Origin of the sequence: Pseudomonas paralactis, from assembly GCF_001439735.1 — a bacterium.
Taxonomy (GTDB): Bacteria; Pseudomonadota; Gammaproteobacteria; order Pseudomonadales; family Pseudomonadaceae; genus Aquipseudomonas; species Aquipseudomonas paralactis.
The window spans coordinates 404,678-420,642 of sequence record NZ_JYLN01000001.1 but is presented as its reverse complement, the minus strand read 5'-3'; the positions used below and the strand labels follow the sequence as shown (position 1 = coordinate 420,642).

At 61.3% G+C, this 15,965-nt stretch carries 16 protein-coding genes; 9 read left to right on the top strand and 7 right to left on the bottom strand.

Features of this window, described 5'->3' with window-relative positions; all coding sequences use genetic code 11:
- Positions 1 to 335: 335 nt before the first annotated feature.
- The 7 genes from TX23_RS02025 (at position 336) to gbdR (ending at position 7,918) form a co-directional block, all read left to right on the top strand.
- On the top strand, positions 336 to 1,049 hold the full coding sequence (locus TX23_RS02025; protein WP_057700797.1) for a FadR/GntR family transcriptional regulator: 714 nt from the start codon (positions 336 to 338) through the stop codon (positions 1,047 to 1,049).
- A 10-nt stretch (positions 1,050 to 1,059) separates the two neighbouring features.
- Positions 1,060 to 1,755, top strand: a complete 696-nt coding sequence (locus tag TX23_RS02020) for a tRNA (adenine(22)-N(1))-methyltransferase (protein WP_057700796.1) — start codon at positions 1,060 to 1,062, stop codon at positions 1,753 to 1,755.
- 67 nt (positions 1,756 to 1,822) lie between these two features.
- Positions 1,823 to 2,449 (top strand): glutathione S-transferase family protein, encoded by a 627-nt coding sequence (locus tag TX23_RS02015; protein ID WP_034126187.1) that lies wholly within the window; start codon positions 1,823 to 1,825, stop codon positions 2,447 to 2,449.
- Between the two features lie 235 nt (positions 2,450 to 2,684).
- The gene (locus TX23_RS02010; RefSeq protein ID WP_003192669.1) at positions 2,685 to 4,415 is read left to right on the top strand and encodes an OPT family oligopeptide transporter; all 1,731 of its coding nucleotides are present in this window, start codon (positions 2,685 to 2,687) and stop codon (positions 4,413 to 4,415) included.
- Positions 4,416 to 4,524: 109 nt separating this feature from the next.
- Positions 4,525 to 5,265 (top strand): BPL-N domain-containing protein, encoded by a 741-nt coding sequence (locus TX23_RS02005; RefSeq protein ID WP_057700795.1) that lies wholly within the window; start codon positions 4,525 to 4,527, stop codon positions 5,263 to 5,265.
- A 138-nt stretch (positions 5,266 to 5,403) separates the two neighbouring features.
- The gene (locus TX23_RS02000; protein WP_057700794.1) at positions 5,404 to 6,810 is read left to right on the top strand and encodes an amino acid permease; all 1,407 of its coding nucleotides are present in this window, start codon (positions 5,404 to 5,406) and stop codon (positions 6,808 to 6,810) included.
- A gap of 22 nt (positions 6,811 to 6,832) precedes the next feature.
- Positions 6,833 to 7,918, top strand: coding sequence for a choline metabolism transcriptional regulator GbdR (gene gbdR, locus TX23_RS01995; protein WP_057700793.1), 1,086 nt, complete (start codon positions 6,833 to 6,835; stop codon positions 7,916 to 7,918).
- Between the two features lie 19 nt (positions 7,919 to 7,937).
- Here the strand turns inward: gbdR and TX23_RS01990 are convergent, their stop codons facing one another.
- From TX23_RS01990 to TX23_RS01975, 4 genes are all read right to left on the bottom strand, one after another.
- Complete coding sequence (locus TX23_RS01990; RefSeq protein ID WP_057700792.1) at positions 7,938 to 10,775, bottom strand: TonB-dependent receptor; 2,838 nt, start codon at positions 10,773 to 10,775, stop codon at positions 7,938 to 7,940.
- A 96-nt stretch (positions 10,776 to 10,871) separates the two neighbouring features.
- Positions 10,872 to 11,834 carry a FecR domain-containing protein gene (locus TX23_RS01985; RefSeq protein ID WP_057700791.1) on the bottom strand — a complete coding sequence of 321 codons (963 nt, stop codon included), beginning with the start codon at positions 11,832 to 11,834 and terminating at the stop codon, positions 10,872 to 10,874.
- A complete protein-coding gene (locus tag TX23_RS01980; RefSeq protein WP_003192659.1) occupies positions 11,831 to 12,337 on the bottom strand; it encodes a sigma-70 family RNA polymerase sigma factor in 507 nt (168 codons plus the stop codon). Before TX23_RS01980 ends, TX23_RS01985 begins: the two co-directional genes overlap by 4 nt.
- An 89-nt stretch (positions 12,338 to 12,426) precedes the next feature.
- Positions 12,427 to 12,807, bottom strand: a complete 381-nt coding sequence (locus tag TX23_RS01975) for a cupin domain-containing protein (protein WP_057700790.1) — start codon at positions 12,805 to 12,807, stop codon at positions 12,427 to 12,429.
- 185 nt (positions 12,808 to 12,992) lie between these two features.
- Between TX23_RS01975 and TX23_RS01970 the strand changes: the two genes are divergently transcribed.
- Positions 12,993 to 13,709: a class I SAM-dependent methyltransferase gene (locus TX23_RS01970; RefSeq protein WP_057700789.1), complete on the top strand. Its 717-nt coding sequence runs from the start codon at positions 12,993 to 12,995 to the stop codon at positions 13,707 to 13,709.
- A 25-nt stretch (positions 13,710 to 13,734) separates the two neighbouring features.
- Here the strand turns inward: TX23_RS01970 and TX23_RS01965 are convergent, their stop codons facing one another.
- The 3 genes from TX23_RS01965 to TX23_RS01955 all read right to left on the bottom strand — a co-directional run bounded on the left by TX23_RS01965 (position 13,735) and on the right by TX23_RS01955 (position 15,569).
- Complete coding sequence (locus TX23_RS01965; RefSeq protein WP_057700788.1) at positions 13,735 to 14,100, bottom strand: hypothetical protein; 366 nt, start codon at positions 14,098 to 14,100, stop codon at positions 13,735 to 13,737.
- A gap of 655 nt (positions 14,101 to 14,755) precedes the next feature.
- Positions 14,756 to 14,998, bottom strand: coding sequence for a hypothetical protein (locus TX23_RS01960; RefSeq protein WP_057700787.1), 243 nt, complete (start codon positions 14,996 to 14,998; stop codon positions 14,756 to 14,758).
- A gap of 28 nt (positions 14,999 to 15,026) precedes the next feature.
- Positions 15,027 to 15,569: a GNAT family N-acetyltransferase gene (locus TX23_RS01955; RefSeq protein ID WP_057700786.1), complete on the bottom strand. Its 543-nt coding sequence runs from the start codon at positions 15,567 to 15,569 to the stop codon at positions 15,027 to 15,029.
- Positions 15,570 to 15,729: 160 nt separating this feature from the next.
- Here TX23_RS01955 and TX23_RS01950 point away from each other — a divergent pair, with 160 nt between their 5' ends.
- Positions 15,730 to 15,963, top strand: a complete 234-nt coding sequence (locus TX23_RS01950) for a hypothetical protein (protein WP_003192651.1) — start codon at positions 15,730 to 15,732, stop codon at positions 15,961 to 15,963.
- Positions 15,964 to 15,965 lie beyond the last annotated feature (2 nt).

Here is a 15,965-nt window from a genome sequence, read left to right as displayed (position 1 = left end):
AATGAAAACTCCCCCTGATTATTTTTATGCGGGCTTGGTGTTTTGTTGACAGACATCATACAAGTTGTTTTTTGAAGGCCGCAATCCTGGGAGGGCTGTTTTTGTTCTTATAAGCCGGTATTGAGATTGGCTATTTTGGTTATTTGCCAGATTTTATTGAGTTTTGCCCCGCTGGTGACGGCACGGGGTGTGCGCTTCTCTCAAAGCGAAGACAGCGTCTGGTGATGTGGGATGAGTGTGTTGTCATACAAGTTGGGGGTTTTTCGCCGCCACCCGTCGCCCCGTGCGTTCAGGGTGATAAGCTCCCCCCAGCCCAACCCCGTGGACCCGTCTCGATGCCGATTAAAAGCACACCGCTTGTGCGCAAACGTTCCGCCAACCTGGCCCAGGGTGTGGTCGAGGCACTGACCCAGCGCATCCAGTTGGGGCAACTCAAGCCGGGTGAAAAACTGCCGTCCGAATCCACCATCGTGCTTGAGCATGGGGTGAGCCGTACCGTGGTGCGTGAAGCCTTATCCAAGTTGCAGGCGTCGGGGCTGGTGGAGACGCGTCACGGCATCGGCACCTTTGTGCTGGAGCAGCACACGCAGCCGGGGCTGCGCCTGCATGTGGACACGGTCGCCAGCGTGCGTAACATGCTCGAATTGCGCCTGGGCCTGGAAGTGCAAGCGGTGGCGTTAGCCGCGCTGCGCAGGAGCGAGGCACAGCTGGCCCACATGCGCCAGGCACTGGACGACTACCAAGCCTCCCTGGCCAACAACGACAGCTGTGTGGAGGAGGACAAGCGCTTTCACCAACTGATCGCCGAAGCCACCGGCAATACGTTTTTCACCGACATCATGCAGCACCTGGGCACGGCGATGATTCCGCGCACCCAGGTGAATGCCGTCGAGCGCGGCGGCGCGGACTTTGCCCAACTGGGGCAGTTGGCGAACCTGGAACACGAGGCCATCTACAACGCTATCAAGCGCCAGGACCCGGACGCCGCACGGGCGGCCATGGTGCTGCACTTGACCAACAGCCGGGATCGATTTTCCGGGCACTCTTAAGGAACCACCGTTGAACCAACACACCTTGTCCCAGCGCCTGGAGCGCGTGGCCGCGCACATACCGGCGGGTGCCCGCCTGGCCGATATCGGTTCGGACCACGCCTACCTGCCGGTGGCCCTGATACACCGCGGCGCTATTGCGGCGGCCGTGGCGGGGGAAGTGGCCGCGACACCGTTTTATGCGGCCAACCGTACCGTGGCCGACAATGGCCTGACGCAGCACATCACCGTGCGCCTGGCCGATGGTTTGGCGGCGATTCAAGCCGGCGATGACATTACCGCTGTCAGCCTGTGCGGCATGGGCGGCGAGACGATCCGCGATATTCTCGACAGCGGCAAGGCGCGGTTGAACGGGCGGGAACGTTTGATCCTGCAACCTAACGGCGGCGAGCAGCCCCTGCGCCAATGGTTGATGAGCAACGGCTACCGGATCCTGCACGAGGAGCTGTTGCTGGAAAACCGCTTCTACTACGAAATCATCGTTGCCGAACGTGTTGGAGCGGTGACCTACACCGACGAGCAACTGTACTTCGGCCCGCTGCAAATGCAGGCCCGCCGCCCGGTATTTGTGGCGAAGTGGCAACGGATGTTGCGCCAGAAGCGCAAGACATTGGCCAGCCTCGAACAGGCGCGGCAGGCGGTGCCCGAGCAGAAAGTGCAGGAGATCGTGCAGCAGGTGAAGTGGATCGATCAATTGCTCGCGTGAGCCACATTCGCGGCACTTCACCGCTACGCTGTAGTCTTCTCTTAAATCCCCCCAAGGTGTTGCCTCGATGATCACTGTTCACCACCTCAACAACTCCCGCTCGCAACGTATCCTGTGGGCGCTTGAAGAACTGGGCCTGCCCTACGACATCAAGCGCTACCAGCGTGACGCCAAGACCAACCTGGCGCCGCCTGAACTCAAGGCCATTCACCCGCTGGGCAAATCCCCGGTGATCGAAGACGGCTCTCGTGTGCTGATCGAGTCCGCCGCGATCATCGACTACCTCATCCGCCGCCACGGCAACGGCCAACTGCAACCCGACCCGGCCACCGACGCCTACGACAGCTATGTGCAATGGCTGCATTTTGCTGAAGGCTCGGCCATGCTGCCGCTGATGCTCAACCTCTACGTCGGACGCCTGGGTGAAGCGGGTGCACCGCTGCATCCGCGGATCGAATCGGAACTGGCCAACTACCTGGGCTACCTGAATGATGTGCTGGGCCACACGCCGTACCTGGTGGGCGACGCACTCAGCGGCGCGGATATCCAGATGAGCTTTATCGGCGAAGTCGCCCAGGCCCAGGGCAAATTGCAGGCCTACCCGAACCTCGCGGCGTGGCTGCAAAAGCTCCAGGCGCGCCCGGCATACCGCAAGGCGGTGGAGCGGGGCGGGGAATACGCGTTCGCCAAATAGCGGGCCCACCGACACCGCCTCCTGTAGGAGCGAGCTTGCTCGCGAAAAACGTAAACGATAACGCGTGTTTCCTGGATGAACGCGGCGCCTTTGGGTTTTTCGCGAGCAAGCTCGCTCCTACAGAAGGTGACCGGGGCTTGTCCCTTACCGGTTTAACCCGCTTTGGCAGGTGAACCTTCGAGTCTCCCAGCGCTCACTTAAGAGGTGGCACTGGCTTTTCTCGAAAGGAATCTGCATGCACTCCACCTCGTCAATCGCGCCTGTAGAGCGCGAACTGAGCCTGCGGGCGGTCATCACCGGGATCGTGCTGGGTATCCTGCTGACCCCCTCCAACGTGTACGCAGGCTTGAAGATCGGCTGGTCGTTCAATATGTCGATCATCGCCTTGCTGATCGGCTATGGCCTCTGGCAGGGCCTGGCCAAGCGTTCCGGTGAACACCTGCCGTGGACCCTGCACGAGAGCAATATCAACCAGACCGTGGCCTCTGCCGCGGCGTCGATCATTTCCGGCGGGCTGGTCGCGCCTATCCCGGCGTATACCCTGCTGACGGGTAACCAACTGGCAGCGCTGCCGATGATTGCCTGGGTGTTTTCGGTAAGTTTCCTGGGGATCTGGATCGCGTGGTACCTGCGGCCGTCATTGCTAAATGACAAGGCACTGAAGTTTCCCGAAGGCATGGCCACCCTGGAAACCCTGCTGCACATCTACAACCATGGCCGCGAAGCCGCCACGCGCTTGAAAGTGCTGCTCGGCGCGGCGCTGTTGTCCGGGCTGGTCAAGTGGGTGGATACCTTCATGTGGGCCTTCCCGCGCTGGTCGCCGAACGCCCAGTTGGAGCGCCTGACCTTCACCGCCGACCCCTCCCTGCTGTTGCTGGGGTTCGGCGGCATCATCGGCATTCGCGTAGGCCTGACCCTGCTGCTCGGCGCCTTGCTGGCATGGGGCGGGCTGGGGCCGTGGCTGTTGGCCAATGGCTTGGTGAGCCTGCCCGCCGACAGCAGCGGCCCACAATTTGCCGCGCTGGTGGAGTGGCTGCTGTGGCCCGGGGTGAGCCTGATGGTGTGTTCCACCCTGGCGTCCCTGGCGATTCGCCTGTGGGCGTTGCATCGCTCAACCCGAGCGACTGGCGGCACGCCCTGGGCGGTTCCCAAGCCTGGGCCTGCCGTGGGGTTCGCCTTGGCGATCGCGCTGGTGGTGAGCCTGCAAGCGCTGTTGTTCGGTATCAACCTTGGGATGGCGCTGCTGACCATTCCCCTGGCGATCTGCCTGGCCGCCGTGGCGGCGCGGGTGGTGGGGGCAACCGGTATTCCGCCGATTGGCGCCATCGGGCAACTGTCCCAACTGAGCTTTGGCATCGTTGCGCCGGGCCAGGTGCCGATCAACCTGATGAGCGCCAACACCGCCGGCGGTTCGGCGGGGCAGTGCACGGACCTGATGAATGACTTCAAGGTAGGCAAGGCGATTGGCGCGACGCCGCACAAACAGGTTATCGCCCAGATTCTCGGGATTTTTGTCGGCAGCATCGTCGGCGTATTCGCGTACCTGGCGTTGATCCCCGACCCGCAAACCATGCTGCTCACCGAACAATGGCCAGCCCCGGCCGTCGCCACCTGGAAAGCTGTGGCCCAAACCCTGACCCACGGTTTGGATTCACTGTCCCCCAGCATCCGCTGGGCCATCGGTATTGCAAGCTTGTTCGGCGTGCTGCTGGGCATACTCGACAGCACATTACCCACACATCGCGCCCGCTATCTGCCAAGTGCGGCAGCCTTGGGACTGGCGTTTGTCTTGCCTGCGTCGGTGTCGCTGATGATGGCCCTTGGCGCGATCATGACCTGGGCCGTGAGCTGTCGCTGGCCAAGTGTGACGCAGCGCTTTGCGATCACGGCAGCGGCGGGGCTGATCGCCGGTGAGAGCATTACTGGTGTGGGCGCGTCGTTGTGGCAGATGCTGGGAAGTGGATAAATGGCCGACCTGGATTTACAACTCTTCACGAATTCAAAAGGCTCATCGTTATAGGCTTGGCGCTGCCACGTCTGGATCAAACCCATTCAACTGACCGTTGAGCCTACCCATGAAACTGCCTGCCCTCGCTGCCACGTTTCTCGCCGTTGCGACGCTGCACCCTTTACCCGTACACGGCGCAGGCCCCATCACCCATGTCGCCATCTACCGAGGCCCGGCAGGCTGCCCCGACTGCTCGGAAAACGTGAAAACCGCCCTGCAGCGTCTCAACCCCAATTACCAGATCGACTTCGTCGGTGCCGACGAACCCATCGACATCACCCCGCAAACCCTGGCGCGCTACGATCTCTATGTGCAACCCGGCGGTGGCCAGGACATCCCGGCCGCCCTCGACAGCCTGGGCGATGCGCGTGCCGAAGCCATCCGCGGCTACGTCGCCAAAGGCGGCCGCTACCTCGGCCTGTGCATGGGCGCTTACCTGGCCGACGACAACAACCTCGGCCTGATCCCCCAGGCGCTTGATACCGAAGCTGGCCGTTCCGGTTTTGAAGTGTCCGGCATTGAAGACGCCGCCGTGCAGGTGACGTGGGACGGGCAACCTGACTCTGTGTTCTATCAGGACGGCCCTTACTTCCCCAAAGCTAGCGCCGCTGCGCCTTACAAGGTCATCGCGACCTACCACAATGGCGACGTGGCGGCGGCGCGCTATACCTACGAACGTGGCGTGGTTGTGCTGAGCGGGCCGCATCCGGAAGCCGGGCGGGAATGGTTTGAAAATGCCGATATCGAGCTGAGCAAGATGCCGCGTGGCGAGCTGTTCGGGTCGTTGATACGTAGCGCGCAAGAGTAGGGCGCGCCGCCCGTTACTTCAGGATGCCACTATTCCCCATGTCGATATCAGGCACGATGGTGGCGTAACCAGGCTACTTGTGCCTGGCCTCGGGCACTTAAGGTGAAGGTCATTGGCCGCCCGAGAACAACAAAAACAATGACTAGCCTCAACTGCAACGATTCCAACGGTCAGCTGGCGCAGGGCTTCAAGCCGCGTCACGTGACCATGTTGTCCATCGCCGGCATCATCGGCGCGGGGTTGTTTGTCGGCTCCGGACACGCGATCGCCGCCGCCGGGCCAGCGGTGTTGCTGGCTTATCTGTTTTCCGGCCTGCTGGTGGTGCTGGTCATGCGCATGCTGGGGGAAATGGCGGTGGCGCGCCCGGACACCGGCTCGTTTTCCACCTACGCCGACCAGGCCATTGGCCCGTGGGCGGGGTTTACCATTGGCTGGTTGTATTGGTGGTTCTGGGTGCTGGTCATTCCCATCGAAGCCTTGGCCGCCGGGCATGTGCTCAACCAGTGGTTCCCTCAGGTCGATGCGTGGCTGTTTGCGTTGATCTCAATCGTGTTGCTGGTGATCACCAATCTGTTCAGCGTGGCCAAATACGGCGAGTTCGAATTCTGGTTCGCCATGGCCAAGGTGATTGCCATCATCGGCTTTATCGGCCTGGGCTTCAGCGTACTCATGGGCTGGATCCCGGATCGCGAAGCCAGCGGCTTGAGCCGCTTGATGGAGGAACACGGCGGGTTTGCCCCCAACGGCCTGTCGGCAGTGGTGGGCGCGTTTATTACCATCATGTTCAGCTTCATCGGCACTGAGGCGGTGACCATCGCCGCAGCGGAATCAAGCAACCCGGCGCAGAACATCGCCAAGGCCACGCGCTCGGTGATCTGGCGCATTGGCGTGTTCTACCTGCTGTCGATCTCCGTCGTGATTTCCGTGGTGCCCTGGAACGATCCGCTACTGGCGTCCGTGGGTTCCTATCAGCGAGCACTGGAAATTATGAACATCCCCAACGCCAAGTTCATGGTCGATGTGGTGGTGTTGATCGCGGTAGCCAGTTGCATGAATTCCTCGATCTATATTTCTTCGCGCATGTTGTTTTCCCTGGGCAAACGCGGCGATGCGCCACCGGCACTTAAAATCACCTCAAAGGCGGGCGTGCCCCGGGCGGCGGTGATCGCCAGCACCATCATCGGTGCGGGCGTTACGTTGCTGAGCTACTTCATGCCTGCCGGTCTGTTCCAGTTCCTGCTCGCCAGCTCCGGCGCCATCGCGTTGTTGGTATACCTGGTCATCGCTATCTCGCAACTGCGTATGCGTCGGTTGCTGCTTCGGCAAAACGTCGAGCTGACCTTTCGCATGTGGCTGTTTCCCTGGCTGACTTACCTGGTGATCGTATTCATCTGCCTGGCACTGGGGGGGATGATGGTGACGCCGGAACACCGCACCGAAGTGTCCTCGACCATTGGCCTGGCGTTGGTGATTTCCTTTATTGGCCTGGTCACATCGCGCCAGCACAACCGGGCACCCAAGCCGGTGGCGCTGGAACAGTCCTGATCACGCCTGCGGGGTAGCGGTGATGGAAACCGAGGCACCTGTTTGCCAGACCATCGGCTTTTTGCTGCTGGACCAATTCACGCTGATATCGCTGTCGTGTGCGGTCGAGCCGCTGCGCATGGCCAACCAATTGGCGGGCGAAGAACTCTACCGTTGGCAAACCCTGAGCCTGGACGGCCAGCCGGTGTGGGCCAGCGATGGCGTGTCGGTGACCCCGGATGCCTGCGCGCAGGACCAGCGCGGCTTCGATGCGGTGATCGTGTGCGGCGGCGTGGGCATTCAACAGGCTATCAGCCCTGCGCTCATCGCCTGGTTGCGCAGCCAGGCGCGCTTGTACTGCAAACGTCTCGGCGCGGTGTGCACCGGCAGTTGGGCGCTGGCTCAGGCGGGGTTGCTTGATGGCTTCCAGTGCAGCGTGCATTGGGAGCTGATGGCGTCAATGCAGGAGGCGTTTACCCGCGTCAAAGTCAGCTCCAGCGTGTTCACCCTCGATGGCAACCGCTTTACCAGCTCTGGCGGCACTGCACCGCTGGACATGATGCTGCACCTGATCGGCCGCGATCACGGGCACACGCTGTCGGCGGCGATTTCCCAGATGTTCGTGTACGAGCGCATTCGCAACGAGCGCGACCACCAACGCGTGCCGCTCAAGCACCTGCTCGGCACGCAACAGCCCAAGCTGCAAGAAGTGGTCGCCCTGATGGAAGCCAACCTGGAAGAACCCATCGACCTCGACGAACTGGCCGCCTACGTGCACGTGTCCCGCCGCCAGTTGGAGCGTATGTTCCAGAAGCACCTGTACTGCACGCCATCGCGCTATTACCTCAAGCTGCGCCTGACCCGTGCCCGCCAGTTGCTGATGCAGACGCCCATTTCGATTGTCGAACTGGCGGTGATTTGCGGCTTTGTGTCTACGCCGCATTTTTCCAAGTGCTACCGGGATTTCTTCGGCGTTGCGCCCAGCGATGAGCGCTCGGACATGCGCCTGCATCCGCCGCCTGAGCTACGGCCCGAGGTGCAAGCCCGGGCCCAGCAAAGGCCCAGAAATGCACTGGAGCAGGCGCGCGACGAGCCGACGTTTGCCACGGTGCAGATTCAAAGGCGATAGGGCGATGCTCAGCTTAGCGTCAGAACGTTGTCTGTAGACCCACCCTGAGGATTCGGCCCGGCGCCGGCATAAAGCTTTGCGCCAGCGGGTCCAGGTAGTAGCGGTCGGTGAGGTTTTGCAGCGAGACGTTCAGTTGGGTGTGGTCCTGCAATTTGTAGTTGAGGAACAGATCCACCAGCGTCACTTCGCGATAGACCAATTGCGGCGTGGTGGCGCCTGTCTGCCAAGGTTTATCGGCGGTCACCGTGGGGCCGGAGGTGTAGGTGATGCGCGTGCCGACCGTCAGCGACTGGTCGAAAAAGCGCAGGCCGGTGGTCAGGTTGGCGGCAAAGCGTGGCGGGTTCTGGGTGTTGGTGTAGGAGCCCATGAAACTGCCGGGCGTACAGTTGGGCGTCTGGCTGGTGTCGCGATAGCGGTTGCTGCTGGCACGCAGGCGAGCGGCGAACGCCGAGTCGCAGGTTTGGGTCTTGAGGTAGTAGGTGGATGACAGGTCGGCAAACACACGGCCGGCATCGTAATGGGACTGCAACTCCAGGCCGCTGGTCTTGAAACTGTCGGTGTTGCTGAATTGCATCAGACCCATCAGGCCTGGGCTGGGGTCGTAGTAACGGGTGATGTAGTTTTTGATGGTGTTGTTGAAGTACGCCAGTTTGATCGCCGCCTCATCGTCAGCCACAAACAGGCCTTTTTGGAGGGTGCTGGCGCCGATTTCCCAGTTACTCGAACGCTCGGGCTTCAAGCCTTTGCCGGGTAAAGTTTGTAATACGCCCTGGCTGGTCTCGAACAGCGACGGCATCCGCAGGCCCTGAGTGTAAGAGGCGTAGACGAAGGTGTCGGGCGCCACCTCCAGGTTGATGCCGAAGGCAGGCGCAAACGCGCCGCCGCTGTTGCGGTTTTTTCCGGAGTAGTCATAACCGCTGACCACTTCGCCCACCTGGGGCTCATACACCGTGGTATCCGTGGCCCCGAAATCGTCATAGCGCGGGCCTTCAAATGGGTAGTTCGTGTTACTGAAAACGATGCCGTTGTTCAGGCGCGGGTCGGTAGCGTCGGTGTAGTCCCCGTTCAGGTCGGGGAACCAGAGCATGTTGCCGTAGGCCCCGGCCTTCGTGGCTGACACGTAGCGCAACGGGCGCTCTTCCCAGCGCGCCGTTGAAAGCGGCACATGGTCTTGTGTGCGGTAATAGGTATAGCGGCCACCGCCCCATAGTGTCAGGCGGTCCACGGGTTGGTATTCGAGCTTGCCGTTGAGGTTGAATTCCTGGCGTGAACCATCGCGCAAACTGCGGTTGGCGTTGATGTCATGCTGGGTGGTGACCACGCCTTTTTGCGGGCGCAGCTCTTCGATCTGGAAGCCACCGCCCAGGTCCAGCTTGAGGTCACCATAGTCGCTGGTGAACCGCGAAGTATTGGCCAGGTCGCCGCCGATGCGACGGTTGGCCTGGCGGCTCCAGTTGCGGTCCGAACGGTAGGCTTGGGAAGCGGGCGCGAGCACTGAAGTCAGTTGGCTGGTTTGCGCATCGGTCATCCACAAGCTGGTGGTAAGGTCCACCAGCGGGTTGTTGGTGGGCAGGTAATGGTAGCGCGCGGTATAGGTGTCGATCTGGGTATGGCCCAGTGGGTACTGGTAGATGCCGCCGGTGCCGAACCGAAAAATGTCCGACGGCATGATCTCGCCGATGTGCCCGTTGTAGCGCTGGTAACCCAGGTCAAAGGTGTGTTCGTCGGTGGGGCGGAGGGTGGTCTTGAGCAACCAGGATTCGGTCTCGGCCGACGAATTGAGTACTTCTTCGCCGGCGTTATAAGTGCTGGCCACCGTGCTTTCTTCGTCGCCATAGCGGTCGTAGGTACGGTAGCGATCCTGGCCCTTCTTGCCCGAAAAATAGTTACCTTGATTGCGGTGAGCGTAGGCTGCGACTACATCGAACAGGTCATGGGTGTAGGCAAACGCGGCGCTGCCGGATTCGGCTTGGGAGCCGAACAACCCGCCACGGCTTCGGTGCGGTTCGGCGTACAGGCTGCCCTCTGATGAGTGACCGTCGCGGTAGGCGGGCGCAACGCCGTTGTTCCACGCCTCGCCCTTGAGGCGCAGGCCGATGTTTTGCCCATCGCGCAGAATGTCTTCAACTCCCAGGGTGCGCATTTTAACCGTGCCGCCGATGGCGCTGGAGTCAACGCTGGGGCCCTTGTCGATGGTCACGTCGCTGATCAAATCCGGGTCGATGTAACTGCGCTGCTGGGTGCCGGCGTAGCCGCGATACACATCCAGTGCTTGCTGCGCGCCATCCACCGTAACCGCCACGCGGCTCTGGCCCTGGATGCCGCGGATGTTTACATCCAGGCCGCCGCCGTTGCGGCTGTCACCCACCTGTACGCCGGGCTGGCCTTTGAGCAGGTCGCCGGCGGAGATCACGCCAAAGCGCTGCATGTCCTCGCCGGAGATATACACGGAGGAACGCGGCGCCGCATACACTTGCTGTTTTTGCGGGTCTTCGCCGATGACTTTCTGCGTGGGCAGCGCAAGGGCCGTGCCGCCCTGGTACAGCTCGTAGCTGCCATCGGCCAGGCGCTGATAACTCAAGCGCGTGCCTTCCAGCAGCTTTGTCAACGCGGCGTCGGTGGTGAAGTCGCCGGTCAGGCCCTGGCTGTTCTTGCCGGCAGTCAGCGTGGCACGCCCCGCCATGCTGATGCCCGCCTGCACGCCAAAGCGCGAGAGCACCTGATCCAGCGTACCGGCGTCGATGTTGAAGCGCTGGCGCTCATCGGCTGCCAACACCGCCGCGCCGCACAGCGGTTGCAAGGCAAGAAACAGCAGGCCGACGGTGCGGCTGCGCAGAACATGGAGGGGGGAGGTCATGCAGGGCTCCTGAGGGTGAAGGCCCACCTGTTTCGATGGGTTATTCCCATAGGCCAAGCGACGTGGAAAAAACTGCGCTGTATTACGAAAATATTTTCAGGCCGGCACCACGTTCACCCAATAGCGCGTGCGCCGCTCAATGCGCACCGGCAGCGCTTGGGCGAGCAGGGCCAGGGCGGCATCGGTATCGTCGAGCTGGAAACTGCCGGTGACGCGCAAGCCTGCAACGGCTTCGCCACAGCGCAAAATCCCTGGGCGATAGCGCGAGAGTTCGGCCAGCAGCGCGTCCAGGCGCATGCGTTCGGCAGGCAGCAAACCTCGCAGCCAGGCCTGAGCAAGGAACCCATCGACAGGGACCGGCGCGGCGACCCCCTGGCTGTTCACCTGGGTGCGCCAACCTGCTTCCAGCCGCAGGGGCAGTGGGTGGCCCCGCGTATGTACCTGCACCAAGCCGCGCAGGACCGTCACCTGAGTGCTCTGGCGGTCATGGCGCACCAGCAGATGAGCGCCCGGGCTGTGCAGCGTCGCGTCGGGTGTCTTCAGTTGCAGTGCTCGCGATTCGACGGGCGCGTCCAGGGCCATCTCGCCCTCGACCAACTGCACGCTGCGCTGTGCGGCGTTGAAGTCCAGGTTGACCGCGCTGGCAGTGTTCAGCCATAACGAACTGCCGTCCGCCAATCGCCATTGGCGCCGCTCGCCGGTGCTGGTGCTATACGTGGTCAACGCCGAACGCACCACAGTGGACTGCGCACCTTGCCACGACAACCCGCCGAGCAGGCCGACGGCGAGCAAGGCCTTGAGCACCTGGCGGCGTTGGTGTGGATCATTGCCGGCAGCTTCCAGCGCCCGTCGCGTGGTGGCATCCGCCAACAGCGTCGCCCCCGGCTGCAACGACAACGGCAAGCTGCTGACGCGCTGCCAGGCGTATTCATGTTCGGTATTGGCTTGGCGCCATTGCTGCAAAGCCAAACAATCGGCAGCGTTCATCAGCCCGGATTGGCTTTTCACCAGCCAGTCGATAGCGCTGTCGCGGACCTGCGGATCAACCGGCAGGCTCATTCAAAACGACTCGCGTAACACACGCTGAACGCCTTGCCCATGGCCCGCTGCACCTGCGCCACGCTGAGGTTCAACTGCGCGGCGATTTGCGGGTAGGTCAAGCCGTCGAGCTGGGACAAAAAGAAAATCCGCCGCACCGGCATCGACAGCCCCACCAATAATGAGTCGAGTTGCAGCAGGGTCTCGATGGTCAGCAGCCGCTCCTCCGGCGAAGGCTCCAGCGCTTCGGGCCGCGCGGCCAATGCCTCCAGGTAAGCGCGTTCAATCGCCTGGCGCCGCCAACGGTTGATCAACAGATCGTTGGCAATCTTGGCCAGAAACGCCATGGGCTGGCGCAGTTCGCCCACATCCTGGCGCGAACACAACACGCGCACGAAGGTGTCGTGGGCCAGGTCCTCGGCATCGGCACGGTGCCCCAGGCGTCGATGCAACCAGCCCCGCAACCAGGTGCGGTGGCGGGTATATAACTGCTCGACCGGCGAGGCGGTGCTGTCGTTGAACATGTGAGATTCGCTTGGCTTAAATGATAACTCTTCTCATCTTATGGGTTTTGGTTAAGGGTTGTACAGCGCTAAGCAGCGTACGCTTGCGCTCAAATCCACTGATCGTTGACTGCCGTCCGCTCTCCGCCTTCGTGTCCGGTGTTCAAGATGCCCCTTGGCTCGATCATCATCAGCTTGGCTTCTCCCTCGGCCGCCGTCCTGTGCTCAATGCCACGCGGCACCACATACAACTCACCCGGCTTCACATACACCGGGCCATCCGGCAGGTCGATACGCAGCGTGCCTTCAAGTACCAGAAAAGCCTCATCGGTTTCCGGGTGCGAGTGCCAAATGAATTCGCCCTCGATGCGCACCACCTTGAATTGGTAGTCGTTCATTTCGGCGACTACCCTTGGGCTCCATTGTTGGTCGATGAGCGAGGCTTTTTGCGCGAGGTTTATCGGTTGGGCGGGTTGCTGTAGGTGAGTCATGCTGAGCCTTCCTGTCGGTGAGAAGGCCAGACTATCCGGGCCGACAGGTCAGAGGCTTGTACGATCCTGCAACCCCTCCACTCCCACAGCCCCGCATTCCCCACGGGAATGCAGCACATAAAATTAATGCATTTTTCTTACTGCGACGGTTAACGTAATTTGCGTCAAGGCCACGGAGAACCGCCTTGAACTCATCCTCATCCAACCCTGCTGACAAATTCGATACCTCAAGAGCCAACGAGTACGCGCGACAAAGCCGTATCGCGCTGGCGGGCTATGACGCGTGCCAGGATCTGGCAGCCTGCATGATCGCGGCGAGCCTTGGCGATGCCCCTTCGGCCAGGGTACTTGTGGTCGGCGCCGGCGGTACGGCGCAGGAGATCATCGCCATGGCCAACCTTGAGCCGGGCTGGCGCTTCATGGCGGTTGATCCCTCCCAGCCGATGCTGGACGCGGCAAGGCAGCAGTTGGAAGCCAACCACCTGCTTGATAGAACCACCCTGCATCTCGGGACGCTTGAAGATCTGGCAGCGGACGCGTCATACGACGCCGCCACCTTGATCGGTGTGCTTCACCATCTGGAGGGTGACGACGCCAAGGGCCGGATGCTGCAATCGATTCGGGTGCACCTGAAACCGGGGGCACCGCTGATCGTCGCGGGCAATCATTACGCGTATGCCAGCCAGCCGTTGCTGCTGACGGCATGGGGCCAACGCTGGCGCCAGCATGGCGCCACCCCGGACGAAGTGAAGGCCAAGCTCGGCAAAATCCTTCAAGGCGCTGACCCGCCCCATTCCGAGGCCGCGGTTCAGAAGCTGTTGCATGACGCCGGCTTCGGCGACGCGACCCGTTTCTTCAGCAGCCTGTTCTGGGGGGCTTGGCTGACGTGTAAGGTGCAATAGCGAAGTCAGCAACCCGTGGCACGATTCAGATCGCCCGGAGAGTAGCCAGCCGCCGACGCCAATCGCCGCCATGCCGAAGGTGGCATTCCTCTTCGGAGTCGAAACTGACGCAGCGGGCGATGTTCGGGACGTGCACGTCAGCGTCATCCAGCGCGGCGGTAGTCAGCTCGCGCATACGGGCGTCCGCGCCGGTCGCGAGGGCGTGAGCCTTGCTCGCAACGCTGTCGAACACCCAGATCACCCGCAGGCTTTGGGGGAAGGCGCGGTAGTCGACGGTGTGGGTCAACCAGTCGAAGCCCGGGATTTCGGTTTTTGCGATCTCGCAGGCGTCGGTCAGGGCTGCAATTAGACGGCGTTCGATACGGGCGTGGTCGCGTGAGGCTGGCGGCATAAAGGAAGTCTGTGAGTCCTGGGAGTGGGTTGGGGCGCTGATCAGAGCATAGCTATCTACACAACTTCGGCACGACGCTAAATCTGTGGCGAGGGAGCTTGCTCCCGTGACGGCCTGACGGCCGATGCATATCCATCTGACGCTCCGAAATCCAAATGTGGGAGCTGGCTTGCCTGCGATGACGGCCTGCCAGCCCACGCCAATCTACCTGACACCCCGCAATCAAACTGTGGGAGCGGGCTTGCTCGCGAAGGCGGCCTTATAGGCGACACAGCTATACCGAGTACATATCCATTCCTGCGGTAACGGCCACTTAGGGTTCCGCCCTGACGGCGGCTCACTTTTGAAAAGCGCAAAAGTAAGCAAAACGCTCTTGCCCCACCACTCGGCACCTCGCCTAGGCTCGGTGTGCCCGTAATCCGCCAGTGATTTGGGGGGGGCGCCGCCACGCGCCATCCATGGCGCGGGGCGGCTAAACCGGCATCCCTGCCGGTTTACCCCCCAAATCCCTGTCGAATTCCGGCCAGCGTGGTTTAACGGGGCGCCTGAGATCAAGATCAAAAGCAGATCAAGATCAACAGCGACTCGCTTCGTATCGTGGTTACCGTTGAGCGCTACAGAGTTGTGTAGATACCTATGCTGATCAGAGCGGGCGCTATTGAAGCGAGGGACGCAAGCGTTGCCACTCATTCCAGCAATCCTCGGCAACGATATCCGGGTAACCCCGTTCTTGTTCCATCGCCAACGCGGTGGAGAAGGTTACCGCAATGCAAGTGGCCTGGTCGCGGATATTGCACACTTCGACTTCGCTGAGAGGGGCGCCTTTTTTCGATTCGGCGGCGGTCAGCACGGCTGCCAGGGCGGGTACGAAAACCAGGCAGAGGGGCTCGGTAGACATCAGCTTATTCCTGAGTGGGGTGGGGCGCTTATTGTTCAGGGTTGATCAACGATCTCAACGTATGGTCCTCCCAAACGCCAGCGATTTTTAGATAGGCTCGCGCATGTCCCTCCTTCTCAAACCCCAGCGACTCCAGAAGTCGTTCACTTCGCACATTGCGGGGCAAATGATTGGCCATGATCCGATGAAGCCCCAACTGCTCAAAGCAATGACGGTTAGTGACCTGAAGCGTTTTTTTCATCAAGCCGCGACCCTGGGCAGATTCCGCCAGCGAGAAGCCAAGATGACAGGCCTGAAAAACGCCCCTCACAATGTTTGTGTAGTTACACCGCGCTAGAACTTCTCCGCTTTCGGATTCAAGCAAGAGGAAACATAGAGCGTTGCCAGCCTGCATATTGTTGACCTGCTGCTCCACCCTGGCCTTGGCGTTGCCAGTGGTGAAGTATTCCTCGTCCCTGAGCGGCTCCCAGGGTTGCAGATGCCTGCGGTTGACGCGTTCGTAACGGCTGATCCTCTCGAAATCGTCACATGCCAAAGGCCGAAGGCAGTAGCCCTCAACGCAATACTCCATAAACCCCTCCAGATTTACCAATGGCCCCATCTGACTGCGTAGCCGCAAAGAATAGCGCCGCTGCGCGTAAAGCGACCCCTTTCATGGCAAACAGGTCTACCATGCCAGCCCCGGCAGTGGTTCCACTCGCTCCCGAACTCCATTTTTCAAGGTAGCGATAATGTCCATCGACCAAATCTCCCTCCCCAAAGGCGTCGGCCCCCACGCCGCCAAGCTGCTTGACGCTATTACTGGCGCCTCCACCCATGAAGAACTCAACCGTGCTGGCGGTAAAGCCGAGGGTTTTGTGTTGGGTTTGGAGGCCACCAAGGCGATCAAAAGCCAAATCGCAGAGTCGTTGTATGTGGCGTATGACGACGCGGCGAGCAATCGGGCTGGTGAACTGAAGGGGTAGTG